Below are 22337 nucleotides of genomic sequence, written 5' to 3'. Positions count from 1 at the left end.
AGTGGATGGATTTCAGCACGGTACTCCTTATTATTCTTGCAGCGATTACCGCGCTCACTGTTGTTTTTTATCAGTATTTCTATAAAAATACTCGAAAGGGTTCACTAAAATTTGTGCTGGCCGCATTGCGGTTCACTACATTATTCTGTGCGTTATTATTGCTGATAAACCCAAAATTCATCAATCGGGATTATTATTTGGAAAAGGCCAATCTCATCGTATTGGTGGATGATTCATCCTCCATGCAAGATGCCCAAACTGCATCACCTATATCCGAATTGGTAAACCAGCTTGCCACCAATGAAGATTTGAATGAGCGGTTTTCCATACATCAATATGCCTTTGGCACAAATGTACAGGCCACGGATTCACTCAATTTCGATCAACAGAATACAGATATTTCCAACGCACTCTCCACCGTTGATGAGATTTTTGTAAACGGCACCAACGCCGTTGTCTTGTTTTCTGATGGAAATCAAACTCTTGGTCGGGATTATGAATATATCAACCTTGGGACGAATTTATCGGTTAATCCAGTAGTGGTTGGAGACACCACAGCGTACGAAGATATTTCCGTGGGATTGGTCAATACGAACACCTACGCCTTTCTACGAAACCAGTTTCCCGTGGAGGCCACCATTCTATATCGGGGTTCACTCCCTGTTTCCAAAACGGTTTCCATTCGCTTGGATGGAACCCGAGTACATCAACAACGCTTAAATTTTGACGCATCCAAAAATAGCCAAACCCTCAATACCCTAATTGAAGCCCAAAGTGTAGGGGTAAAGACCCTGAAAATTGAGGTAGAGGCCTTGGAAAATGAGAAAAATCGTGTCAACAACAGCAAGGAAACTGCCATTGAAGTCATTGATGAAAAAACCAATGTGATCATAGTTTCAGATATCCTTCACCCTGATATTGGTGCGCTGAAAAAATCCATTGAGGCCAATCAACAACGTTCCGTGAGTATCATAAAACCAAATGTTTCAATATCGGATTTGGAGGATGCCGATATCCTGATTTTGTATCAGCCTACACGAAATTTCAGAGGGGTTTATGATTATGTTGCCAATTCGGGAAAAAGCATTTTTACCATCACGGGTTCTAAAACGGATTGGAATTTTTTAAATCGAACCCAGCAGAGTTTTGCAAAAGAAAGCGTTAATCAGTCCGAAGATATTCTGCCGAGACTCAACAATGCCTTTGGCATTTTTGGTCTTGGAAATTTTAATGTGGATGATTTTCCTCCATTACAAGGAAATTTAGGAAACATCGACCTGTTGAAAAATGGAGAGACGCTTCTGTATCAACAGATAAGAGGTGTAGATTTGAACCAACCCCTATTTGCTGTATTGAGCCAAGGGAAACAGCGGGAAGCAGCTCTTTTTGGTGAAAATATTTGGAGGTGGCGCGCACAGACCTATCGCAATACCGAGTCTTTCAGCAATTTTGATGAACTCATGGGCAACCTTATGGTTTACCTGGGCAGTAGCGACCAACGCAGTCGATTGGAACTGGAGTTTGACTTGGTCTACGATAATGCCAGCATGGCGCGAATACGAGCTTCCTATTTTGATGAAAGCTACCAGTTTGACCCAAGCGCCAACATCAGTATCGCAATTGAAAATAAAAACAACAATTTTAATCGGGAATCTCCGATGTTGCTCAAAGGCAACTTTTATGAAGTGGACCTGAGCGATTTGGAAGCAGGAGAGTATCAATTTACAGTTACCGTTTCAGGGGAAAATCTGAAGCGTTCCGGTTCCTTTAAAATTTTGGATTTCAATCCAGAAAAACAGCTTATCTCATCCAATCATAATAAATTACAACGCTTGGCAGAGAAAACAAATGGACAATTGTACTATCCAGATACGTTGGACGAACTTGTGAATCAACTATCAACCTCGCAACGCTACCTTCCGGTTCAAAAGAGCCGTCAAAATGTTGTATCTTTAATAGATTTCCGTATTTTATTGGGACTGATTGTTCTTACTCTTACCGCGGAATGGTTTATCAGAAAATATAACGGATTAATATAAACTATATATATGGACAGATTACCAAAAATTGCATTGCCTGCCATAGCGGGTATTATTGTACTCATCATATTTATGTCGAGGTCTACCGTAACCATAGGTTCGGGTGAAGCCGGCGTTTTGTACAAATATTTCGGAGGAGGTGTGGTCACCGATGAACCACCGCTGGGTGAAGGTTTTCATTTAGTGGCCCCTTGGAACCGCGTTTACATTTATGAGGTTCGCCAACAAGAACGCCTAGAAAAAATGAACGTACTCTCATCCAATGGATTGGATATTAAGTTGGAGGCTTCAGTGTGGTTTCAGCCCAAATACGACCAACTTGGCAAGTTGCATCAAGAAAAAAGTGAGCAGTATATTGAACGGGTTCTGCTCCCTGCCATTCGGTCTGCCGCACGTAGTGTTGTTGGACGCTATACCCCAGAGCAGCTCTATTCCAGTAAACGGGACGCTATTCAGCAGGAAATATTTGAGGAGACCCAAAAAATTGTGGATGACCAATACATTCAGTTGAACGAAGTGTTGGTGAGGGATGTAACCCTGCCACCAACCATTAAGGACGCCATTGAACGTAAATTGCGACAGGAACAAGAATCTTTGGAGTACGAGTTCCGATTGGTCACCGCCGAGAAAGAAGCTGAAAAAGTGCGTATTGAAGCGCAAGGTAAGGCGGACGCCAACCGAATCCTTAGTGCTTCCCTAACGGATAAAATCCTTCAAGACAAGGGTATCGATGCCACCTTAAAGCTTTCAGAATCGCCCAATGCTAAAGTGGTGGTGGTTGGTTCTGGCCAAGATGGATTGCCCTTAATTTTGGGAAATAACTAAATAAGGCTTTTTTGATAAAAAAATATATCCTATTTTTGGGCTGAAATGAGAAACAAAAACGTACATCATCACCATTTTTATACTTGCTCTCAAGCGAGATAGAAATGTATTGTTGTATCCCAAAATATATTCTAACCCGTTTGAGAAATCAAACGGGTTTTGTTTTTAAGTCCGTTTTGGTTTCCGGACTAAATTTTTAAAAAAGGCATGACAAAAATTCGGATTGCGGTTCAAAAAAGTGGGCGATTAAACGAAGATTCGCTCCAAATCCTTAAAGATTGCGGTATTAGTATCGACAATGGCAAAGATCAGCTCAAGGCCACGGCCATGAACTTTCCATTGGAGGTTTTTTACTTGCGAAATGGAGACATTCCCCAATATCTTAGAGATGGGGTGGTGGACATCGCCATCATAGGCGAAAATGTTTTGATTGAAAAAGGTCAGGATATTTCCATTGCCGAGAAACTGAATTTCTCAAAATGCAAGGTTTCCTTGGCTATTCCCAAAACCGTAAAATACAATTCTGTAAAGGATTTTGAAGGTAAAAAAATTGCCACATCCTATCCCAATACGGTGCTGCAATACCTAAAATCAAAAGGAGTGACGGCAGATTTGCACATTATCAATGGTTCAGTGGAAATCGCCCCCAATATTGGTTTAGCGGATGGTATCTGCGATATTGTTTCCAGTGGAAGTACTTTGTTCAAAAACAACCTAAAAGAGGTTGAAGTCATTTTAAAAAGTGAAGCCGTTCTAGCGGTATCTCCCTTAATTTCTGAAGAGCGAAAAGAAATCCTGAAAAAGATGCAGTTCCGAATTAAATCGGTTCTGCAAGCCAGACAAAATAAATATGTGCTTTTGAATGCACCGAACGATAAATTGGATGAAATCATTTCCCTTCTTCCCGGAATGCGAAGCCCCACCGTGTTGCCCTTGGCCGAAGAGGGTTGGAGTTCAGTGCACTCCGTTATTAAACGCGATACGTTTTGGGAGGTTATTGATGCTTTGAAAGAGGCTGGTGCTGAGGGAATTTTGGTATGTCCCATTGAAAAAATGGTTATGTAAAATAGTGTGCATGGAAACGCAATTTACCATAGCATGGATTCCCGCTGAAAATCTAAAAAGTATCCTGCCTTTGGCTTACACGCTGAACGAGGGAAAATTTTCAATGGAAACTTTGGAAAATCGATTGACCGAAATGATTCCCATGGGATACAAATGCATTGGTGTATACGATGAAGGGCAGCTCATCGGAATCTGTGGGGTCTGGGCATTGAACAAGCTCTATGCCGGAAAACATGTAGAAGCGGACAATGTGATCATAGATCCTAAATACCAGGGCAAGGGCATTGGAAAATTGATGATGGATTTCTTGGCCAAATATGCCCGTGAAATAGGATGTGCAACGGCGGAGGTCAACTGCTATGCTAAAAATACAAGAGGAAAGAAATTCTGGGAAAGCCATGGGTATGAACCATTGGGCTATCACATGATCAAACGATTGCAGGATGAATAAAATAGTCAATCCAGATAAAAACAGTTGGGAACAATTGCTTCAACGTCCTACCCAAACGGTAGCGGATATTGAGCAGACCGTAAACACCATTTTTAAAGAAGTTAAAAATGGTGGAGATACGGTTGTCAAAAAATATACGGAGCAATTTGATAAAGCCAAGCTGAGTTCATTTTTAGTAAGCGAGGAAGAAATCAACAAAGCCTCTGATTCGGTTTCAGAAGAATTAAAGCAGGCGATTTCATTGGCCAAAACCAATATTGAAGCATTCCATGCGGCCCAAAAAACTGCTAGAATTGAAGTGGAGACGATGCAAGGCGTACAGTGCTGGCAGGAAAAAAGGCCCATTCAAAAAGTGGGACTTTATATTCCTGGGGGAACCGCCCCCTTATTCTCCACAATTTTGATGCTGGCTGTACCTGCAAAGATTGCTGGATGTCAGGAAATTGTCCTGTGTACCCCTCCAAATAAGGATGGGGAAGTGAATCCTACTATTCTCTACGCTGCCAACCTGTGTGGAGTGACGCAGATTTTTAAGGTCGGGGGGATTCAGGCCATAGCTGCCATGACGTTTGGCACGGAATCTATTCCGCAAGTGTATAAAATCTTTGGACCGGGCAATCAATACGTAACCGTTGCTAAGCAATTGGCTACCAAGCACAATGTGGCCATCGATATGCCCGCAGGGCCCAGTGAACTTTTGGTTGTGGCTGATGATACGGCAAATCCCGCTTTTGTGGCGTCGGATTTATTGAGTCAGGCAGAGCACGGCACGGACAGTCAGGTTATTTTAGTTTCCACCTCAGAAAAATTGATTACTTCTGTTGAAAAGGAACTAGAAGAACAGCTTAGCGTTTTACCTCGAAAAGAAATCGCACAAAAATCTATCGCCAACAGCAAATTAATAGTAGTGGAGAATGATGAAACGGCCATTGACCTTATCAATGAATATGGTCCTGAGCACTTTATAGTTTGCGTGGAGAATGAGGATTTCTATTTGAAAAATATTCAAAATGCAGGGTCGGTGTTCATTGGAAACTATACTCCGGAAAGTGCTGGCGATTATGCCTCGGGCACCAATCACACCTTGCCCACCAACGGCTATGCCAAGCAGTACAGCGGAGTGAATCTGGACAGTTTTATGAAAAGTATGACTTTTCAAAAAATATCAGAAGAGGGCATGTGCAAAATTGGCAACGCGATTGAATTAATGGCGGAAGCAGAAGGTTTACAGGCTCATAAGAACGCTGTTACGCTTCGCTTAAACAGTTTAAAAAATAATTAAATGTCAGGTCGAGTCCCGAAAGCTTTCGGGAAAACCTCCAAGAATGGATAAAATATTCAACATAGAAACCCTAACAAGGGAAAGCGTCAAAAAATTAAGTCCGTACTCCTCCGCTCGGGACGAATACGTTTCCGATGGCTCTGAAATGCTATTTTTGGATGCCAATGAGAATCCGTTTGAAAATGGAGTAAACCGATACCCAGACCCGTATCAGCGTAGTTTAAAATCCGTTTTGGCCGAACAAAAACGAGTTTCAGAAGCGAATATGCTGCTTGGGAATGGGAGTGATGAAGTGTTGGATTTGATATTCAGGGCGTTCTGCGAACCGAATCAGGACAACATTATTACCCTACCACCAACCTATGGTATGTACAAAGTACTATCAGGAATCAATGCGGTTGAAAATAGGGAGGTATTGCTGACTTCGGATTTTGAGCCCAATGTTTCTGAAATCCTAAAAGCAGTGGACAAAAATACCAAGCTGCTGTTCCTTTGCTCACCTAACAATCCCACCGGGAATGCATTTTCTAGGGGAAAAGTACAGGAATTGATAGAGAATTTCAATGGATTGGTTGTCATTGATGAGGCCTATATTGATTTTTCGGAACAGGAGAGTTGGCTCTCTGGTTTGAAGAAATATCCAAACCTGATGGTTACCCAAACCCTTTCCAAAGCCTATGGTATGGCAGGGATACGGTTAGGGATTTGCTATGCATCGGAAGATACCATCTCTATCTTGAATAAAATCAAACCACCCTACAATGTAAATCAGCTTACACAGCAACAGGCCTTGAAACGGGTAAAGAATCAGGAGGCTGTTGAAAAAGAGGTGACGCAGATTTTACAAGAACGGGATGCGTTAATTGAGGCGTTGAAAAGTATGAAATTCGTACAGGAAATCTATCCAACGGACGCCAACTTTGTCTTGGCCAAAGTGGATGATGCCAACAAACGATACAACGAACTATTGGAGCGGCATGTGGTGGTGAGGAACCGAAGTACTCAACCACTTTGCGCAAACACCTTGCGGTTCACCGTGGGGACTCCAGTAGAAAACAAAAAACTGATAGCCATTTTAAAACAATTGGGATAATGGGCAAGAAAGTGCTTTTTATTGACCGTGATGGGACCATCATCAAGGAAACCGTGGATGAACAGATTGATGCTTTTGAGAAAATGATTTTTTATCCAAAGGCCTTTACGTATTTAGGGAAAATTGCGAAGGAGTTGGATTATGAATTGGTGATGATTACCAATCAAGATGGTTTGGGCACTGATATTTTCCCTGAGGAAACCTTTTGGCCCGTGCATAATTTTATCCTAAAATCCTTTGAAAACGAAGGGGTTGTTTTTGAGGAAGTCTTCATCGACCGAACTTTTCCAAAAGACAATGCCAATACCCGAAAACCAGGTACAGGTTTGCTTACCGCTTATTTTTCCGAGGAATATGACTTAGCGAATTCCTTTGTAATCGGGGATCGTCTAACGGATGTGGAATTGGCCAAAAACTTGGGAGCCAAAGGTATTTTCATCAATGATGAAACCCATTTGGGGACCGGGGAAATTACCGTAAAACGGGAAGAGTTGGATGCATACATTGCCTTGGAAAGCAATGATTGGGAAAAGATCTATGAGTTTTTGAAGCTCGAAAACCGAATCGCTGAAATATCCAGAAAGACCAATGAGACGGATATTCAAATCAAGCTGAATTTGGACGGAACCGGGAAAAGTGACATACAAACTGGTCTGGCTTTCTTTGATCATATGTTGGACCAATTGGCACGTCATGGTCAAATGGATTTGACCATAAAAGTGGATGGTGATTTGGAAGTGGACGAACACCACACGATTGAGGATACGGCCATTGCATTGGGCGAAGTGTTTTCAAAAGCACTCGGAAACAAGCTCGGTATTGAACGCTATGGTTTCTGCTTACCCATGGATGATTGTTTAGCCCAAGTGGCCCTAGATTTTGGAGGACGAAACTGGCTTGTTTGGGATGCAGATTTTAATCGGGAAAAAGTTGGAGATATGCCTACGGAGATGTTTCATCATTTCTTCAAATCCTTTACTGATGGTGCCAAAGCCAATTTGAATATAAAGGCTGAAGGCACCAACGAACACCATAAAATCGAGGCCATATTCAAAGCCTTTGCCAAGTCCATTAAAATGGCGGTAAAACGGGATGCGGAGAAAATGGTTCTACCGTCAACAAAGGGTATGTTATAAAACCGTTGTCATTTTGGAAGAGCTTGCGACTGAGGAATCTAGATTTCTCGCTTTGCTCGAAATGACAATCGAATTAGAAGAAAATGAAAATAGTAATCATCGATTACGGTGCCGGAAATATCCAAAGCATCAAATTTGCCATTAAACGATTGGGCTTTGAGGCCGTTTTGAGTCATGATGTAATGGAGATACAGAATGCCGACAAGGTTATTTTTCCAGGAGTTGGAGAAGCGAGTTCTGCCATGGCCAAATTACGGGCCAGTGGTTTGGATAAAATCATTCCCCAGTTAAAACAACCGGTTTTGGGCATTTGCCTGGGAATGCAATTAATGTGTAAATCGTCAGAAGAAGGAAATACTTTGGGACTTGGAATCTTTGATTTGGATGTGGTGAAATTTCCGAAAACGGTGAAAGTGCCTCAAATCGGATGGAATCAAATTACCGGCATAAAAACTGATTTATTCAAAGGAATCCCAGACAAATCCTATATTTATTTGGTACACAGTTTTTATGCGCCGCTGGATGTGGAAACGATAGCCACATCAGATTATGGTCTGATCTATAGTGCTGCATTGCAAAAAGATAATTTTTTTGGGGTGCAGTTTCACCCAGAGAAAAGCAGTGATGTAGGCAGTGAAATACTAAAGAATTTTTTAACGGTGATTTGATGGACTATTACATTTCAACAGATAAGAATAAATTAGACATCCCTAAAATCCACCAACAGGTTAAAAACACCTATTGGGGCGGGTATCGTACTTTGGAATTGACCACAACTACCATTGAGAGTTGCTTGTGTTTTGGATTGTACACGCAAGGAGATGAGCAAGTTGGATTTGCTAGAGCACTCACTGACAAGGTGGTTTTTGCTTATATTATGGATGTGCTGATTTTTGAACCGTACAAAGGAAAAGGATTGGGGAAAATGTTAGTGAAACATATTTTAGAACATCCAGATATTAAAAGCGTTTTTACAGTGGCTTTGAAAACCAAGGATGCCCATGGATTATATGCACCACTTGGCTTTTCAAAAGTTGGGGATTCTGAAATGTGGATGGCAATGGACAAAGCAAAATACGATTAGCATGAGATTGATACCCGCCATAGATATTATTGAAGGAAAGTGTGTTCGCCTATCCAAAGGGGATTATGGCACCAAAAAAATATACAATGAGAATCCATTGGAGGTTGCCAAAGAGTTTGAGGCACACGGTATTCAATATTTACATGTAGTGGATTTGGATGGTGCCAAGTCCAAACATATTGTCAATCATAAAGTACTGGAAACCATTGCATCTCAAACAAACTTGAAAGTTGACTTTGGTGGGGGATTAAAATCCGATGAAGACCTGCATATTGCCTTTGAAAGTGGTGCCAGTCAGATTACCGGCGGTAGCATCGCCGTAAAGGACAAGGAAACGTTTTTGGGTTGGTTGGAAACCTACGGTTCCAACAAAATTATTCTGGGTGCCGATGCGCAAAATGAGAAAGTGGCCGTATCCGGTTGGCAGGAAGAATCCAATCAAGAATTGGTTCCCTTTATCCAATCCTATCAAAAGAAGGGTATCCAATATGTGATTTGTACAGACATCAGCAAGGATGGGATGTTGGAAGGACCCTCTTTTGACCTCTATAAAAAAATCCTATCCAAGACCATGAAGCATGAAACTTTGGTTACAGGCAGTGGAGTGGAAGATGTGGAAACCATCGGCATCAATTTGGTTGCTAGCGGAGGCATTTCTACGTTTGATGAACTTCCCAAACTTGCTGAAATAGGTTGTGAAGGTACTATAATTGGCAAGGCCATTTATGAAAACAGAATCAGTTTAAAACAATTGGAACAATACATCCTGGCTAATGGATAAAGAAAGAGAACTACAGGAAGAACTGGTTTGGAATGCGGGTTATCGCATGAATGAAAGTCTTCGCATGATCAAAATCTGTTTGGACCAACTTCCAGAAAAAGCCATTTGGCAAAAACCGAATGAATCAGCAAACAGTATTGGGAATTTGATATTGCACTTGTGCGGCAACATCACCCAATATGGAATCGCTTCCATTCAAAACTTGGAGGACAACCGTAAACGCGATGATGAATTCTCTGCCACCTCAGGGTATTCCAAAGAAGAACTGATTCAAAAATTAAGCGATACCATTGATGAGGCCAAAAGAGCTTTTTACGAAGCTCCTTTGGAGGAATTGTTGAGAAAAAGGTCGGTACAGGGGTTTCATTTTTCAGGAGTGGCCAATATTATCCATGTTACGGAGCACCTATCTTACCATACAGGTCAAATAGCACTTTGGACAAAACTCTTGAACAATCAGGATTTAGGCTTCTATGAAGGTGTAAATCTTAATGCAAAAAATGAATAATGACGTCATTCCGAACTCGTTTCGGAATCACATCTTAAAGAAAATAATTTAAATGCGACCCCTGAATCGAGTTCAGGGTGACGTAAGGAAGTGATGAAACAAAGTTTTGTATACATAATGACCAACAAGTACAGAACAACATTTTATATTGGAGTCACTGCTGATTTATCAAAAAGAATCGTGGAACATTTTGAAGGAAGGGGCTCAAAATTTACCAAAAAGTACAATCTTATGGATTTGGTGTATTTTGAAATTTTTTCAGATATCGACCAAGCCATTGCAAGAGAAAAACAATTGAAAAACTGGCATCATGATTGGAAAGTTAATTTAATCAAGGAACAAAATCCAACCTTAGAAACATTGGATTATTAAAAAGTGCGACCCTGAAACTAATTCAGGGCGACGATAGGCAAAATAAGGTCCTACGTCATTCCGAATTCGTTTCGGAATCACATCATGAATAAAAAAAGTTGATGGGACCCTGAAACAAGTTCAGGGTGACGACACATCAATAAAGTATCGTGCTGAAATACAAATGATATAAATAATTTACTGAAAATCCTGAATCGAGTTCAGGGTGACGAATAAAAACTATGCTCACAAAACGAATCATACCTTGCTTGGACATTAAAGACGGAAGAACCGTAAAAGGCGTCAACTTTGTTGACCTAAGGGATGCCGGCGACCCTGTGGAATTGGCAGCCATCTATGCAAAAGAAGGTGCGGATGAATTGGTCTTCTTGGATATTTCAGCTACAGAAGAAAAACGGAAAACACTGGCGGAATTGGTCTACCATGTGGCCGAAACCATCAATATTCCATTTACTGTAGGTGGTGGAATATCCTCTGTGGAAGATGTGGATATCCTTTTGAAAAATGGGGCCGATAAAGTTTCCATCAACTCATCGGCAGTGAAACGACCTGAACTTATCAATGAATTGGTGGCCAAATTCGGGTCCCAATGTATTGTAGTAGCGATAGATGCCAAACAAGTCAACGGAAGCTGGAAAGTCCATTTGGTGGGAGGCAAAGTTCCCACAGAAATTGATTTGTTTGATTGGGCCAAAGAAGTGGAAGAACGGGGAGCCGGAGAAATATTGTTCACTTCCATGGACCATGATGGTACCAAAAACGGCTTTGCCAATGATGCACTGGCCAAATTGTCAGATTTGGTCAACATTCCTGTGATTGCATCGGGGGGTGCTGGAAGTGTTTCGCATTTTACGGACACTTTTAAAAATGGAAAAGCTGATGCTGCGCTAGCCGCTAGCGTTTTTCATTTTAAGGAGATTGAAATAAACGATTTAAAGAACGAACTGAAGGAAGAGGGAATTCCTGTTAGAATTTAAAAAATGAAAATAGACTTCAACAAAAACCCAGACAATCTAGTGCCGGCCATTATTCAAGATGCGCAGACAAAAAATGTATTGATGCTGGGGTATATGAACCAAGAGGCCCTAGAGGTAACCCAAAAAACCCAAAAAGTCACTTTTTATAGTCGAACCAAACAGCGATTGTGGACCAAAGGTGAGGAAAGTGGCAACTTTCTAAACTTGGTGGACATTAAAGTGGATTGCGATAATGACACGCTGTTGGTTACTGTAAATCCAGTTGGGCCTACTTGCCATAAGGGAGATGATACCTGTTGGGCCGAGAAAAATGTTCAAGACTATGGTTTTCTATCCGCTTTGGAGGACATCATCACTTCACGAAAAAACGACATGGAAAATCCAGATAGTTATGTCGCTTCATTGTTCCGAAAAGGTATTAATAAAATAGCCCAGAAAGTAGGAGAAGAAGCGGTGGAAACCGTTATCGAAGCTAAAGATGACAACGAGGAATTATTTCTAAATGAAAGTGCCGATTTGCTTTTCCACTATCTTATTTTGTTGCAAGCTAAAGGGTATACATTGGATGATATCGCCCAAGTGCTCCAAAAACGCCATTAAACAAGAGCGTTAAGTTTTTTTTAAAGGCCTAGTCGTTACACGGAAATACCGTAATTTTATGTAATGGCTATGAATACAAGAAAAGGGTTTCGATTTACTACCTACGAAGCCCCAGACCAAACCCCGTTTGAAAAACTCTTCGAGATTTTTCAAGAATTGATTACACATACCTCCGGTGATGTTGAGGAAGCTTTGGATTGGCTGCGTGAGCTGGACAAAGAATACGAACTCACCGATGAGGACTACACTATTGATGACTTTATCGAAGATTTGAAGGCAAAAGGATTCATTCGTGAAGAGTTTGATATGGACGATCGCGAAGCTGGTGAAGGCGAGGAAGGTGATGAAGAGGGCAGAGGACAAGGAAATCTCTCCATTACCGCGAAACTGGAGCGAATGTTGCGGCAACGTGCTCTCGAACAAATCTTTGGAAAATTGAAGCGAAGTGGTGCCGGAAATCACCGCACTGGAAAATCGGGTAGGGGCGATGAGCATACCGGGGATTTCAGGGAATACCGTTTTGGGGATTCCTTGGAAAGTATTTCTATGACCGAAAGTCTGCGAAATGCCCAAGTCAATCATGGTTTGGACAGTTTTTCGTTGAATGAGGATGATTTGGTGGTGGAAGATACCCATTACAAAGCCCAAATGAGTACGGTGTTGATGATTGATATCAGCCACAGCATGATTTTGTATGGCGAAGACCGAATCACGCCAGCTAAAAAAGTGGCTATGGCCCTTGCTGAATTAATCACCACGCGCTACCCAAAAGATACTCTGGAAATTTTAGTGTTTGGTAACGATGCCTGGCCGATTCCCATAAAGGATTTACCGTATTTGAAAGTCGGGCCGTACCACACCAACACCGTGGCCGGATTGCAATTGGCCATGGATATGCTCCGCAGAAAACGGAACACCAATAAGCAGATTTTTATGATTACGGACGGTAAGCCCTCTTGTTTGCGGCTTCCCAACGGGGATTATTATAAAAATAGTGTGGGCTTGGACGAGTACATTGTAGAAAAATGCTATGCAATGGCCCAGCAGGCCCGCAAGTTGCATATTCCCATCACTACTTTTATGATTGCGGAAGACCCCTATTTGATGCAGTTTGTGCGTGAATTCACCCAAGCTAACAAAGGCAAGGCCTTTTATACGGGATTGAAGGGATTGGGCGAAATGATTTTTGAAGATTACGAACAGAACAGAAAACGAAGAATCAAAGGATAAAATACTATATGAAATTGGATCATACCAAAATAAGGACCTTAGGAGAATTAAAATCAGCAGGGTATCAAACCAAAAGTATCAAAGATGAGCTCCGTGAAAATCTCCTGAACAAAATTTCAAAAGGAGAAGAAGTTTTTGAAGGCGTTTGGGGTTATGAAAATTCCGTAATTCCAGAATTGGAACGCGCAATTCTTTCCCGGCATAATATTAATCTTCTTGGTCTACGCGGACAGGCCAAGACCCGTTTGGCGCGATTGATGGTTCAATTGTTGGACGAATGGATGCCCATTGTGGAGGGTTCGGAGGTGCATGATGACCCATTGAAACCCATCAGTAGATATGCCATAGAACTTATTAAAGAAAAAGGGGATAAAACCCCAATCGATTGGATTCACCGAAACGAACGGTTCTACGAAAAACTAGCTACGCCAGATGTTACTGTGGCCGACTTGATTGGTGACGTGGATCCTATCAAAGCCGCAAACCTTAAACTATCGTATGCGGATGACCGGGTAATTCACTTTGGAATGATTCCGAGAGCGAACCGTTGCATTTTTGTCATCAATGAGTTGCCCGACCTTCAGGCCCGGATTCAAGTGGCCTTGTTCAACATTCTGCAGGAAGGAGATATTCAAATCCGTGGATTTAAATTGCGACTTCCACTGGACCTTCAATTTGTGTTTACGGCAAATCCGGAGGATTACACTAACCGGGGCAGTATAGTAACGCCATTGAAAGATAGGATTGGCTCCCAAATTCTGACCCACTATCCAGAAAGCATAGAAATCGCCAAGAAAATCACCAAACAAGAAGCCCAATTGGACCAGCGCCAATCAGATACTATTTATGTTCCAGAAATCGCTATGGATGTATTGGAGCAAATCAGTTTTGAGGCGCGTAACAGCGAATATGTAGACGCCAAAAGTGGGGTGAGTGCTCGGATGAGCATCACCGCTTTTGAAAATTTACTAAGTACAGCAGAGCGTAGGGCGGTTCATTCAGGGGATACGAAAACAGCAGTCCGTTTGAGCGATTTTATGGGTGTGATTCCTTCCGTCACCGGTAAAATTGAATTGGTATATGAAGGGGAGCAGGAGGGCGCTGGTTTTGTAGCCGAAACCTTGATTGAGGATGCCATAAAATCCCTTTTTCCGAATTATTTCCCCAAAATAGACAAACTACAGCGAAAGGAAGCCGAAACCGAGTACGATGAATTAATACATTGGTTTTTCGACGGCGAAGGTTTTGATCTTTTAGATGATGATTCGGATGATGACTATAAATCCAAGTTGGATTCGGTAGGACCACTTAATAATCTTCTAAAAGAGTATCAGCCCTCAGTTTCAAAAGAAGATTCCTATTTTATGAAAGAACTCTTACTCTGGGGATTGGTGGCCCACAAAAAACTGAGCAAGCATCGTTTTACCAAAGGGATTCAGTTTAAAGACCTGTACGGAAGTTATATAAGAGGATTATAGGCTTACTGCCAGATATTCAAGTTGTTGTTATAATTTTCAAAATTATAGGTTCCTACATATCGTTTCCTTAACCAAAAAGTGTAAAAGGTCAAAATAGGTAGCAACGAATAAAGACTCAATGCTATTATTCCGATAGGTTTAAAAGTAGGAGGAATAACATGCTCCGTAAATGTCGACAAAGAGGCCAACATCATAGCCGATTCATATATTTTGAAACAATATACGATCAAGATGGCGTAAAGTGCATACTCAATATTCCTCATTTTTGGGTCTGGAAGTTCATCTTCCGATATTTTAAACCATAACACATACAGATATAGAAAATGAGCTGTGGTCAGTAGAGGAAACAAAAAGTTTTTCGGATTAGTGAAATAAAATTTATGGGTGTAAATACCGTAAAAGTTAAAGACTATAAGTAAAAAAAGTACCACTACACTGGCGATTATAGCCCTTTTCCAATTAAAGATTTGTGCAAGTGTATTCATAATAAATCAAGATTTAGGACAATCAAAATACTATATAAAGGACGTGATTTTGCGTGGTATTAATTAAACAAATCGATGAAGAGCTAGTATAACCGGACAATCAGAAAAATCTGATATAAAATCAAGATTTTCTGAGACAACTGACATGATTTTTACCTATTGGTGTATTCAAAGGGTTGATTCATAAGATCATAAGGTTTGGGTATTCGTATTTTTTGTATTTTGGATAAATTCAATTTCCATGCAAAACTGGCTCTACATCGTTTTGGTCATCCTTGGCATATACATTTTGTTGAGCGTTTTGTTGTTTTATCTCCAAGATTATTTTTTGTTCAAACCTGAAAAATTGTCCAAGGATTTTCAATTCCATTATGATAACCAAGAAATTGAAGAGTACAACATTGAAACTCGGGATGGCGCCACAATCAATGGCCTCAGGTTCAAGTCACAGAAACCCAAGGGGGTTGTTTTTTATTTGAAAGGCAATTCAAAAAGTATTAAGGGTTGGGGAAAATTTGCCGTGGACTTTACCCGGCATGGTTACGACGTAATCATGGTGGATTACCGTGGCTTTGGAAAAAGCACGGGACGTAGAACCCAAAAAGCCATAAAACGTGATATGCAAGTGGTGTACGATAAAATAAAAGAACAGGTGGCAGAAAAATACATCATTTTATACGGTCGTTCCATGGGCTCAGGCTTTGCTGCGAAATTGGCTTCCATGAACAATCCAAGAATGCTTATTCTTGATGCACCGTATTACAGCTTGAGCAAAGTGGCCAAGAAGTTTATCCCTTTTATGCCACTTTCATTGCTGATAAAATTTCCAATGCCCACATACAAGTGGTTAAGGTATGTGAATTGTCCCATCCACATTATTCATGGAACGGATGACCGGCTTATTCCTTATAAAACCAGTGTAAAACTGTCCAAAATAAAGCCAGAATCAACTACATTATATACGGTGATAGGAGGAGGACACAAAGACCTAAATACGTTTGAGTCCTACCACAAAATGCTAGGAGAGATTATCACCAGCAGACCCACCAAGGTTAATCTGGAGGGGTCCAGCATCAATGTCAAACATTCATCAAAGCATGCCAATGCAAAAGCTTAAACGGTTTGGTATTTTAGCGGGCTTTGCTTTTATCCTACTTCTATCAATGGCATATTTTTTTCAAGAAAAATTGATTTTTTTGCCCACAAAATTGTCTCAGGAATATACCTACACATTCCAAGCTGATTTTGATGAAATCTTCCTTAAAACGGATGATGGAGCCAACCTGAATGCACTTCATTTTCACGTTGAAGACCCCAAAGGGGTAATTCTATATTTTCACGGAAATGCGGGGGATTTATCAAGATGGGGGAGGATTGTACAACCCTTTGTGGAAATGGGCCATGATGTTTTGGTGATGGATTACCGAAATTATGGAAAAAGTACTGGAGAAATCAGTGAAGAAGCCTTGTACCAAGATGCCCAACTCTTCTATAACTATCTTGGAGACAAATATGCCCCAAATGACATTGTTATTTACGGAAGATCTCTAGGAACAGGTATTGCCACCCAATTGGCTTCAAAAAACAACTGTAATAAGCTATTGTTGGAAACTCCTTTTTATAGCTTGTTGGATGTTGCCAAGGCAAGATTTCCTTTTTTACCACTCAAACAACTGCTGCGTTATAAGATGCCTTCGTATCAATTTATCAAGGAAGTCCAATGCCCCATTCGTATTTTTCATGGTACCGAAGACGCAGTTGTTTCCTATGATTCTGGAAAGAAATTGTTCGATGCCATTCCACAAACCGATAAAAAAATATACACCATTCCCAATGGAAACCACAACAACCTCAATGAATTTGAAGCTTATTGGGAAGGCATGAAAATGGAATTGAAGCAATAACTCTAATCGAACAAATCCGAAGATAGGTAGCGATCACCCCGGTCGCATACAATGGAAACAATGACCCCGCTTTCCATGCTTTCGGCAAGTCGTAGCGCTACTGTGGCCGCACCGCCACTACTCATACCAGCAAAAATTCCTTCTTCCTTGGCCAATCTTTTGGCCATGGCTATGGCATCATCTTCACTCACCTCCATTATGGTGTCCACCTTTTTTCGATCAAAGATTTTGGGCAAGTACTCTTCAGGCCACTTTCTAATCCCAGGAATCCGGGAGTCGTCTGTGGGCTGCACCCCAACAATTTGAACAGATGGGTCCTTTTCTTTCAAAAAAGTTGATGTACCCATAATGGTCCCGGTGGTGCCCATACTGGATACAAAATGGGTTAATTCTTTATCGGTGTCTCTCCATATTTCTGGTCCGGTAGTTTTGTAATGGGCCATCCAATTGTCATTGTTGGCAAATTGGTTCAACATTGTATAGCCTTCATTCCTCACTTTGGCCTCGGCGTAATCCCGGGCACCTTCAATCCCAACATCAGAAGGGGTCAAGGTTACTTTGGCACCGTAGGCACGCATGGTCTGCACGCGTTCTTTTGTTGAGTTTTCGGGCATGACCAATTCAATATCCAGACCATATAGCCCAGCGATCATAGCTAGTGCAATGCCTGTATTACCACTAGTGGCTTCAATTAATTTGGAATCTTTGGAGAAATCGCCTCGTTCCAGACCACTTTTAATCATGTTAAAGGCTGGTCGGTCCTTGACACTCCCTCCGGGATTGTTTCCTTCCAGCTTAAAAAACAATTTTACATTGGGATTCGTATTCAATACTTTGGATTCCACCATGGGGGTGTTTCCAATGAGGTCAAGTATGCTTTTAGACATTTGGTGTTGTCTTGATTTTAATTTCTGGTGTGTGATAAACTGTTGAATTGGCGGGTACCGAGGAAGTAAGCCATGCATTTCCTCCTATTACCGAGTTTTCACCAATCACCGTATCTCCTCCTAAAATAGTGGCGTTGGCATATATGGTTACGTTAGACATTATGGTGGGGTGCCGTTTGGTCTTCTGCAGATTTTTGGCCACATACAATGCCCCCAAGGTAACCCCTTGATAGATTTTTACGTTATCATGTATGACTGCTGTTTCGCCAATGACCACACCAGTTGCGTGATCGATAAAGAAAGACTTGCCAATGGTGGCACCCGGATTTATATCCACACCGGTCTGTCTATGCGCATATTCAGTCATGAGCCGTGGAATCAAGGGCACATCCTGCGCATAAAGTTCATGGGCCAATCTATAAATGGCAATAGCATAAAAACCGGGATATGCCATATAAATCTCTTGAATGGACAAAGATGCTGGATCACAATTTAATATGGCCTCAGCATCCAGGTTGAGCTTTTCCAAAATTCCGGGTAATGTGGTTACGTACCCATCCCAAAACTCGGTACTAGGGCGCTCCAAATCCCAACAGGCCATATCGAGGAGGGTATTAAACTTTTTCTCCAACATTTCCAGGTTAACGGCAACTGGCGTATTGGCATCAAAAAGGGTATAAAAAAGGGTATCCGTAAAGTCTTCGGTCTCCTGTTTTAATCTGAAATCGAGATAAGGCAACTTCTTGTGCCTATTCAACTCAGAAATTATTTTTTCCTTGTCCATATTAGATTTATTGTCCTAAAATTAGACAAATCCTTACCATACACTCCGATAAAAGGCTAACTTTAGTTTAAAAATAACATATTATCATATAAGGCCGTGAGCAATTCCATTATCTCAAAAGATGCATTTAATTTCTTAAAAGAACTTTCCAAAAATAATAACAAAGAATGGTTTGAGCAGCACAAACCCACTTTCAAGGAGCATGAGAAATCTGTAAAATCTTTTTTTGAAAGCGTCAAGAATAACCTGAGTCACCATGATGAGATTGAAAAAATGAAAATGTTCCGCATTTATCGTGATGTTCGGTTTTCAAAGGATAAAACACCTTATAAAACCCATTTGGCGGCTTCATTTGCGCGTTTGGGTGCCCATTTACGAGGTGGATACTACATCCATCTTACGCCAGGCGATTCTTTTTTGGCCACAGGTTTTTGGGACCCCAACAAAGAGGATTTATTTCGTATTCGAAAAGAATTGGAAATGGACGCTTCTGAATTTCGTGAGATCATTGGCGAGAAGTCCTTCAAGGCCATATGGGGTGAATTGGCTGGTGATGCCGTAAAGACTGCACCGAAAGGCTTTGATAAAGAGCACCCCGATATTGATTTAATACGAAAAAAGCAATTTATTTTTATTCGAAACTTTTCGGACAAAGAGGTTCTTTCAGACACCTTTCTTCAAGAGGTAGACAAATCCTACCGTGCCATTAGACCTTATTTTGATTTGATGAGCGATATTTTGACCACCAATCTGAACGGCGAATCATTATTATAACAGAACTTCTTCCTTGTCCAGCAATTGTACTTGGTCCTTCAACCGTTCAATGACCATGTTCATCATGCGTTTGTTCAAAGCGGAAGAGTTCTGAATATAGTCTTGATATTCTTCCACTGTGAATTGGCCAATAATCATGCCTTTTAAGGAATTCCGAAATTTGATATCCTTTTGAATGGCCCGCTCAATATAATCCATGCGTTTTTCCAAAGTAAGTCCGTAAAAAACCCCTTTGTGTTTATTGATGTAGTTCCGAAAAACCTCAATCAATAAAAAGTTTTGCATCTTAATTACGGGACGCAAGGTTTTGTTCTGAAAATGTTCATCAAAACCCATTTGGTTATTAAAGTGTGCTTTTAAAATGTCCGGACGAATCTCCAAAAGACTTTTGGATCGTGAATCCATGGCTGTAAGTTTTATTAAAATTACATAATCAAAAATGGTGCATTTTTAATGCAGCCAATAGTTTTTAACGATGTTATAAACAAGACTACCAACCTGCTTTATTAAATTTAGGCCCTAAAAATTTTATTTAAGTATTTTTAGAGCTTATACGTAAACAAACATCATGCACATAAAATTTGTTGGCCTGTTGTGCCTTATCCCTTTTATTTTTTCCTGTAAAAATCAGAATGCAAAAGAAAAAGCCACAGAATGGCATACCAAAAAAGTGGCAGAAGCAAGCGAAAGCCATAATACCTTATATGACATTGAAAAAGAGCAGGGGTGGGAGTTGTTGTTTGATGGCAAAACCTTGAACGGATGGCATGTTTACAATGCTGGTGCCCCCTCTGTCTGGGAGGTCAGTGATGGAACTCTTCACCGCAACCCTCAGATTGAGACCCAGAACAATGAGGATTTACTCACAGAAAAGGTCTATGAAAACTATGAGTTGATTTTGGAGTGGAAAATTGGTAACCGGGGTAATAGTGGGATTTTTATCAATGTTCAAGAAAAGCCCGAAGTGGGCACGGCCTATCAGACCGGACCCGAATATCAAATTTTGGACCCCGATCATATGGATTCTGACGTTGCGGTAAAAAAATCTGGATGTTTGTACGGGTTTTCCCCGCAAGAAAACGAGGCAATTACCAATGACGGGGAATGGAACCGTACCCGCATCAAACAAATGGATGGAAAAGTAGAATTTTATCTGAACGGTGTTCGTACCGCAACCCAAGATTTTACATCGTCAGAATGGCCCGAAAAAATAAAGAATACCCACTTTGCAAATTATCCTGAATTTGGCAGAGCCACCCAAGGGAAAATAGCTTTACAGGATTGGTATTTTGAGGTATGGTTCAGGGATATAAAGATTAGGGAACTGTAAGCCAATCCTAATTTAAGCTCTATCTTTTTTCAAATAAAGGAGTTGCATCAAGCATAACGTTACGGGGGCCGCATACATCCAAATCATGGTCGGAATCATGCCACAGTAACCGCTGTTGTTCATTTCGCAGTCGATATAATTGGATAGATAAAGAACGCCAACCAATATGCCAATAGTGGCCAAAGTCCATATCAACCAATCTTTATCCAACCCTGCTTTTACATTTTTATAAACCAATACCAAAAAAATCACGCCTACCGCTATAAGAAATATGGCCATACTGAATATGTTTTGTTAACTGGGGGAAGTGATGGTAAGTTAAATAAACTCTGTAAAATCCGGTTGCAGATAAACCTGAAAAAAACTAGGGGTTTTGTATAGTTGTATTTATACTATGTGTTTTTAATTTTATCTATTCGCTTTTCCGTTTCTATACTCCATACATTTGATCAATGGGTTGGTATCTCTATTCAAGTATCCATGAATACTGGAACTTATTACTAGTATCAATGCGGCCACTCCAGCTGTATAAACAATGTTTTGATGTTGTTCATAATTGGCATAGGCAATTGCTGCCAAGGCCCAAGCTCCTACCAAGGCGAATTCGCGCATATTTCGTTTCCAGGTTACAAGCAGATTTATCACCAATGCAACAACAATCATAATTAGGGTCCAGTTCTCTTCGGAAATTCCAAAACCATCCCAACCTATCTTAACCAAATATGCTGAGACGTTTGCAATGCATGCCACAGTTACCCAACCGGAATAAAAAACAAAAGGCCACCATAAAAATGCGATGACACTAATGGGTGCGTCCCATAATTCCATGGAATTGTCCAGTACAACCTTTAAAAGTGAAATGAGCAATAGAAAAATGAATACGCAGGAAAGACCTGTGTACCCGTACAACCAACAAAATACCCAAGCAATATTTGCCATACAGGAAAAGGCAAAGCTCCACCCAATCTTGTGTATAAAACCATCATCACGAACGGTGGTGAATAAACTTCTGCCCTGATACACGATAAAACCCAATAGCAGCAAATAAATAAGTCCCCAAATGGAAAATGCATACCCTGCAGGGGTAAAGAGGGAGGTTAAGCCATTGGAAACTTCGCCAATGGTTGTATTGTTTATTACTCCTGTATTCGATAGGTAATTGACAAAAACCATCAACACAAAGGCAATGCTATTTACAATTTGAAGAACACCTTTCATATTGCTTTTAGTCGTTTTGTTATACCCTTGAATG

General features: G+C 40.8%; 26 protein-coding genes. 20 read left to right on the top strand and 6 right to left on the bottom strand.

Annotated elements, in window-relative coordinates; genetic code table 11:
* Positions 1-5: 5 nt before the first annotated feature.
* From ACFOWS_RS09145 to ACFOWS_RS09070, 16 genes are all read left to right on the top strand, one after another.
* Complete coding sequence (locus tag ACFOWS_RS09145; protein WP_379763743.1) at positions 6-2039, top strand: VWA domain-containing protein; 2034 nt, start codon at positions 6-8, stop codon at positions 2037-2039.
* 9 nt (positions 2040-2048) lie between these two features.
* A complete protein-coding gene (locus tag ACFOWS_RS09140) occupies positions 2049-2864 on the top strand; it encodes a prohibitin family protein (protein ID WP_366589045.1) in 816 nt (271 codons plus the stop codon).
* A gap of 207 nt (positions 2865-3071) precedes the next feature.
* Positions 3072-3929 carry an ATP phosphoribosyltransferase gene (gene hisG / locus ACFOWS_RS09135; RefSeq protein WP_366589047.1) on the top strand — a complete coding sequence of 286 codons (858 nt, stop codon included), beginning with the start codon at positions 3072-3074 and terminating at the stop codon, positions 3927-3929.
* Between the two features lie 10 nt (positions 3930-3939).
* Entirely contained in the window at positions 3940-4380 is a 441-nt protein-coding gene (locus ACFOWS_RS09130) for a GNAT family N-acetyltransferase (RefSeq protein ID WP_379763740.1), read from the top strand.
* Positions 4373-5662: a histidinol dehydrogenase gene (gene hisD / locus ACFOWS_RS09125; protein ID WP_379763738.1), complete on the top strand. Its 1290-nt coding sequence runs from the start codon at positions 4373-4375 to the stop codon at positions 5660-5662. Before ACFOWS_RS09130 ends, hisD begins: the two co-directional genes overlap by 8 nt.
* 43 nt (positions 5663-5705) lie before the next feature.
* Complete coding sequence (gene hisC / locus ACFOWS_RS09120) at positions 5706-6755, top strand: histidinol-phosphate transaminase (protein WP_379763735.1); 1050 nt, start codon at positions 5706-5708, stop codon at positions 6753-6755.
* Positions 6755-7891, top strand: coding sequence for a bifunctional histidinol-phosphatase/imidazoleglycerol-phosphate dehydratase HisB (gene hisB, locus ACFOWS_RS09115; RefSeq protein WP_379763732.1), 1137 nt, complete (start codon positions 6755-6757; stop codon positions 7889-7891). The genes hisC and hisB overlap by 1 nt, the downstream gene beginning before the upstream one ends.
* An 83-nt stretch (positions 7892-7974) precedes the next feature.
* Complete coding sequence (gene hisH / locus ACFOWS_RS09110; protein ID WP_379763730.1) at positions 7975-8559, top strand: imidazole glycerol phosphate synthase subunit HisH; 585 nt, start codon at positions 7975-7977, stop codon at positions 8557-8559.
* Entirely contained in the window at positions 8559-8975 is a 417-nt protein-coding gene (locus tag ACFOWS_RS09105) for a GNAT family N-acetyltransferase (protein WP_379763728.1), read from the top strand. Before hisH ends, ACFOWS_RS09105 begins: the two co-directional genes overlap by 1 nt.
* A gap of 1 nt (position 8976) precedes the next feature.
* Positions 8977-9756, top strand: a complete 780-nt coding sequence (locus tag ACFOWS_RS09100; protein ID WP_379763726.1) for a 1-(5-phosphoribosyl)-5-[(5-phosphoribosylamino)methylideneamino]imidazole-4-carboxamide isomerase — start codon at positions 8977-8979, stop codon at positions 9754-9756.
* Positions 9749-10264 (top strand): DinB family protein, encoded by a 516-nt coding sequence (locus ACFOWS_RS09095; RefSeq protein WP_379763724.1) that lies wholly within the window; start codon positions 9749-9751, stop codon positions 10262-10264. Before ACFOWS_RS09100 ends, ACFOWS_RS09095 begins: the two co-directional genes overlap by 8 nt.
* Before the next feature lie 93 nt (positions 10265-10357).
* A complete protein-coding gene (locus tag ACFOWS_RS09090) occupies positions 10358-10636 on the top strand; it encodes a GIY-YIG nuclease family protein (RefSeq protein WP_379763722.1) in 279 nt (92 codons plus the stop codon).
* A 221-nt stretch (positions 10637-10857) separates the two neighbouring features.
* Positions 10858-11613, top strand: coding sequence for an imidazole glycerol phosphate synthase subunit HisF (hisF, locus tag ACFOWS_RS09085; protein ID WP_379763720.1), 756 nt, complete (start codon positions 10858-10860; stop codon positions 11611-11613).
* 3 nt (positions 11614-11616) lie between these two features.
* Positions 11617-12213, top strand: a complete 597-nt coding sequence (hisIE, locus tag ACFOWS_RS09080) for a bifunctional phosphoribosyl-AMP cyclohydrolase/phosphoribosyl-ATP diphosphatase HisIE (protein WP_379763718.1) — start codon at positions 11617-11619, stop codon at positions 12211-12213.
* Between the two features lie 63 nt (positions 12214-12276).
* Positions 12277-13443 (top strand): vWA domain-containing protein, encoded by a 1167-nt coding sequence (locus tag ACFOWS_RS09075; protein WP_379763716.1) that lies wholly within the window; start codon positions 12277-12279, stop codon positions 13441-13443.
* Between the two features lie 8 nt (positions 13444-13451).
* Positions 13452-14921: a magnesium chelatase gene (locus ACFOWS_RS09070; protein WP_379763714.1), complete on the top strand. Its 1470-nt coding sequence runs from the start codon at positions 13452-13454 to the stop codon at positions 14919-14921.
* A 2-nt stretch (positions 14922-14923) separates the two neighbouring features.
* Here ACFOWS_RS09070 and ACFOWS_RS09065 read toward each other — a convergent pair whose 3' ends face one another.
* Positions 14924-15406, bottom strand: coding sequence for a hypothetical protein (locus ACFOWS_RS09065; protein WP_379763711.1), 483 nt, complete (start codon positions 15404-15406; stop codon positions 14924-14926).
* Positions 15407-15647: 241 nt separating this feature from the next.
* Here ACFOWS_RS09065 and ACFOWS_RS09060 point away from each other — a divergent pair, with 241 nt between their 5' ends.
* Together ACFOWS_RS09060 and ACFOWS_RS09055 are read left to right on the top strand one after the other, a co-directional pair.
* Complete coding sequence (locus ACFOWS_RS09060; RefSeq protein WP_379763709.1) at positions 15648-16523, top strand: alpha/beta hydrolase; 876 nt, start codon at positions 15648-15650, stop codon at positions 16521-16523.
* A complete protein-coding gene (locus ACFOWS_RS09055; RefSeq protein WP_379763707.1) occupies positions 16510-17310 on the top strand; it encodes an alpha/beta hydrolase in 801 nt (266 codons plus the stop codon). The genes ACFOWS_RS09060 and ACFOWS_RS09055 overlap by 14 nt, the downstream gene beginning before the upstream one ends.
* A gap of 2 nt (positions 17311-17312) precedes the next feature.
* On the opposite strand, the gene cysM is transcribed toward ACFOWS_RS09055, so the two are convergent.
* On the bottom strand, positions 17313-18197 hold the full coding sequence (cysM, locus tag ACFOWS_RS09050) for a cysteine synthase CysM (RefSeq protein ID WP_379763705.1): 885 nt from the start codon (positions 18195-18197) through the stop codon (positions 17313-17315).
* Positions 18190-18981 (bottom strand): serine O-acetyltransferase EpsC, encoded by a 792-nt coding sequence (gene epsC, locus ACFOWS_RS09045; protein WP_379763703.1) that lies wholly within the window; start codon positions 18979-18981, stop codon positions 18190-18192. Before epsC ends, cysM begins: the two co-directional genes overlap by 8 nt.
* 96 nt (positions 18982-19077) lie before the next feature.
* Here epsC and ACFOWS_RS09040 point away from each other — a divergent pair, with 96 nt between their 5' ends.
* Positions 19078-19755: a DUF2461 domain-containing protein gene (locus ACFOWS_RS09040; RefSeq protein ID WP_379763700.1), complete on the top strand. Its 678-nt coding sequence runs from the start codon at positions 19078-19080 to the stop codon at positions 19753-19755.
* On the opposite strand, the gene ACFOWS_RS09035 is transcribed toward ACFOWS_RS09040, so the two are convergent.
* Entirely contained in the window at positions 19750-20160 is a 411-nt protein-coding gene (locus ACFOWS_RS09035; RefSeq protein ID WP_366589089.1) for a glyoxalase, read from the bottom strand. The two genes, ACFOWS_RS09040 and ACFOWS_RS09035, sit on opposite strands and share 6 nt — an antisense overlap.
* Positions 20161-20323: 163 nt before the next feature.
* On the opposite strand from ACFOWS_RS09035, the gene ACFOWS_RS09030 reads away from it, so the two are divergent.
* Positions 20324-21085: a 3-keto-disaccharide hydrolase gene (locus ACFOWS_RS09030; protein WP_379763698.1), complete on the top strand. Its 762-nt coding sequence runs from the start codon at positions 20324-20326 to the stop codon at positions 21083-21085.
* 12 nt (positions 21086-21097) lie between these two features.
* On the opposite strand, the gene ACFOWS_RS09025 is transcribed toward ACFOWS_RS09030, so the two are convergent.
* A complete protein-coding gene (locus ACFOWS_RS09025) occupies positions 21098-21364 on the bottom strand; it encodes a hypothetical protein (RefSeq protein ID WP_366589094.1) in 267 nt (88 codons plus the stop codon).
* Between the two features lie 129 nt (positions 21365-21493).
* Entirely contained in the window at positions 21494-22303 is an 810-nt protein-coding gene (locus tag ACFOWS_RS09020; RefSeq protein ID WP_379763695.1) for a tryptophan-rich sensory protein, read from the bottom strand.
* Positions 22304-22337 lie beyond the last annotated feature (34 nt).

This window comes from Flagellimonas marina (assembly GCF_042651185.1).
Classification (GTDB): domain Bacteria; phylum Bacteroidota; class Bacteroidia; order Flavobacteriales; family Flavobacteriaceae; genus Flagellimonas; species Flagellimonas marina.
Note: the sequence above shows the minus strand (reverse complement) of the source record. Positions and strands in the feature narration are given on the sequence as shown.

Coding starts and splice junctions, on each gene's coding strand:
- ACFOWS_RS09145 (WP_379763743.1), top strand. CDS start 6: ATGGATTTCAGCACGGTACTCCTTATTATTCTTGCAGCGATTACCGCG.
- ACFOWS_RS09140 (WP_366589045.1), top strand. CDS start 2,049: ATGGACAGATTACCAAAAATTGCATTGCCTGCCATAGCGGGTATTATT.
- hisG (WP_366589047.1), top strand. CDS start 3,072: ATGACAAAAATTCGGATTGCGGTTCAAAAAAGTGGGCGATTAAACGAA.
- ACFOWS_RS09130 (WP_379763740.1), top strand. CDS start 3,940: ATGGAAACGCAATTTACCATAGCATGGATTCCCGCTGAAAATCTAAAA.
- hisD (WP_379763738.1), top strand. CDS start 4,373: ATGAATAAAATAGTCAATCCAGATAAAAACAGTTGGGAACAATTGCTT.
- hisC (WP_379763735.1), top strand. CDS start 5,706: ATGGATAAAATATTCAACATAGAAACCCTAACAAGGGAAAGCGTCAAA.
- hisB (WP_379763732.1), top strand. CDS start 6,755: ATGGGCAAGAAAGTGCTTTTTATTGACCGTGATGGGACCATCATCAAG.
- hisH (WP_379763730.1), top strand. CDS start 7,975: ATGAAAATAGTAATCATCGATTACGGTGCCGGAAATATCCAAAGCATC.
- ACFOWS_RS09105 (WP_379763728.1), top strand. CDS start 8,559: ATGGACTATTACATTTCAACAGATAAGAATAAATTAGACATCCCTAAA.
- ACFOWS_RS09100 (WP_379763726.1), top strand. CDS start 8,977: ATGAGATTGATACCCGCCATAGATATTATTGAAGGAAAGTGTGTTCGC.
- ACFOWS_RS09095 (WP_379763724.1), top strand. CDS start 9,749: ATGGATAAAGAAAGAGAACTACAGGAAGAACTGGTTTGGAATGCGGGT.
- ACFOWS_RS09090 (WP_379763722.1), top strand. CDS start 10,358: ATGAAACAAAGTTTTGTATACATAATGACCAACAAGTACAGAACAACA.
- hisF (WP_379763720.1), top strand. CDS start 10,858: ATGCTCACAAAACGAATCATACCTTGCTTGGACATTAAAGACGGAAGA.
- hisIE (WP_379763718.1), top strand. CDS start 11,617: ATGAAAATAGACTTCAACAAAAACCCAGACAATCTAGTGCCGGCCATT.
- ACFOWS_RS09075 (WP_379763716.1), top strand. CDS start 12,277: ATGGCTATGAATACAAGAAAAGGGTTTCGATTTACTACCTACGAAGCC.
- ACFOWS_RS09070 (WP_379763714.1), top strand. CDS start 13,452: ATGAAATTGGATCATACCAAAATAAGGACCTTAGGAGAATTAAAATCA.
- ACFOWS_RS09065 (WP_379763711.1), bottom strand. CDS start 15,406: ATGAATACACTTGCACAAATCTTTAATTGGAAAAGGGCTATAATCGCC.
- ACFOWS_RS09060 (WP_379763709.1), top strand. CDS start 15,648: ATGCAAAACTGGCTCTACATCGTTTTGGTCATCCTTGGCATATACATT.
- ACFOWS_RS09055 (WP_379763707.1), top strand. CDS start 16,510: ATGCAAAAGCTTAAACGGTTTGGTATTTTAGCGGGCTTTGCTTTTATC.
- cysM (WP_379763705.1), bottom strand. CDS start 18,197: ATGTCTAAAAGCATACTTGACCTCATTGGAAACACCCCCATGGTGGAA.
- epsC (WP_379763703.1), bottom strand. CDS start 18,981: ATGGACAAGGAAAAAATAATTTCTGAGTTGAATAGGCACAAGAAGTTG.
- ACFOWS_RS09035 (WP_366589089.1), bottom strand. CDS start 20,160: ATGGATTCACGATCCAAAAGTCTTTTGGAGATTCGTCCGGACATTTTA.
- ACFOWS_RS09030 (WP_379763698.1), top strand. CDS start 20,324: ATGCACATAAAATTTGTTGGCCTGTTGTGCCTTATCCCTTTTATTTTT.
- ACFOWS_RS09025 (WP_366589094.1), bottom strand. CDS start 21,364: ATGGCCATATTTCTTATAGCGGTAGGCGTGATTTTTTTGGTATTGGTT.
- ACFOWS_RS09020 (WP_379763695.1), bottom strand. CDS start 22,303: ATGAAAGGTGTTCTTCAAATTGTAAATAGCATTGCCTTTGTGTTGATG.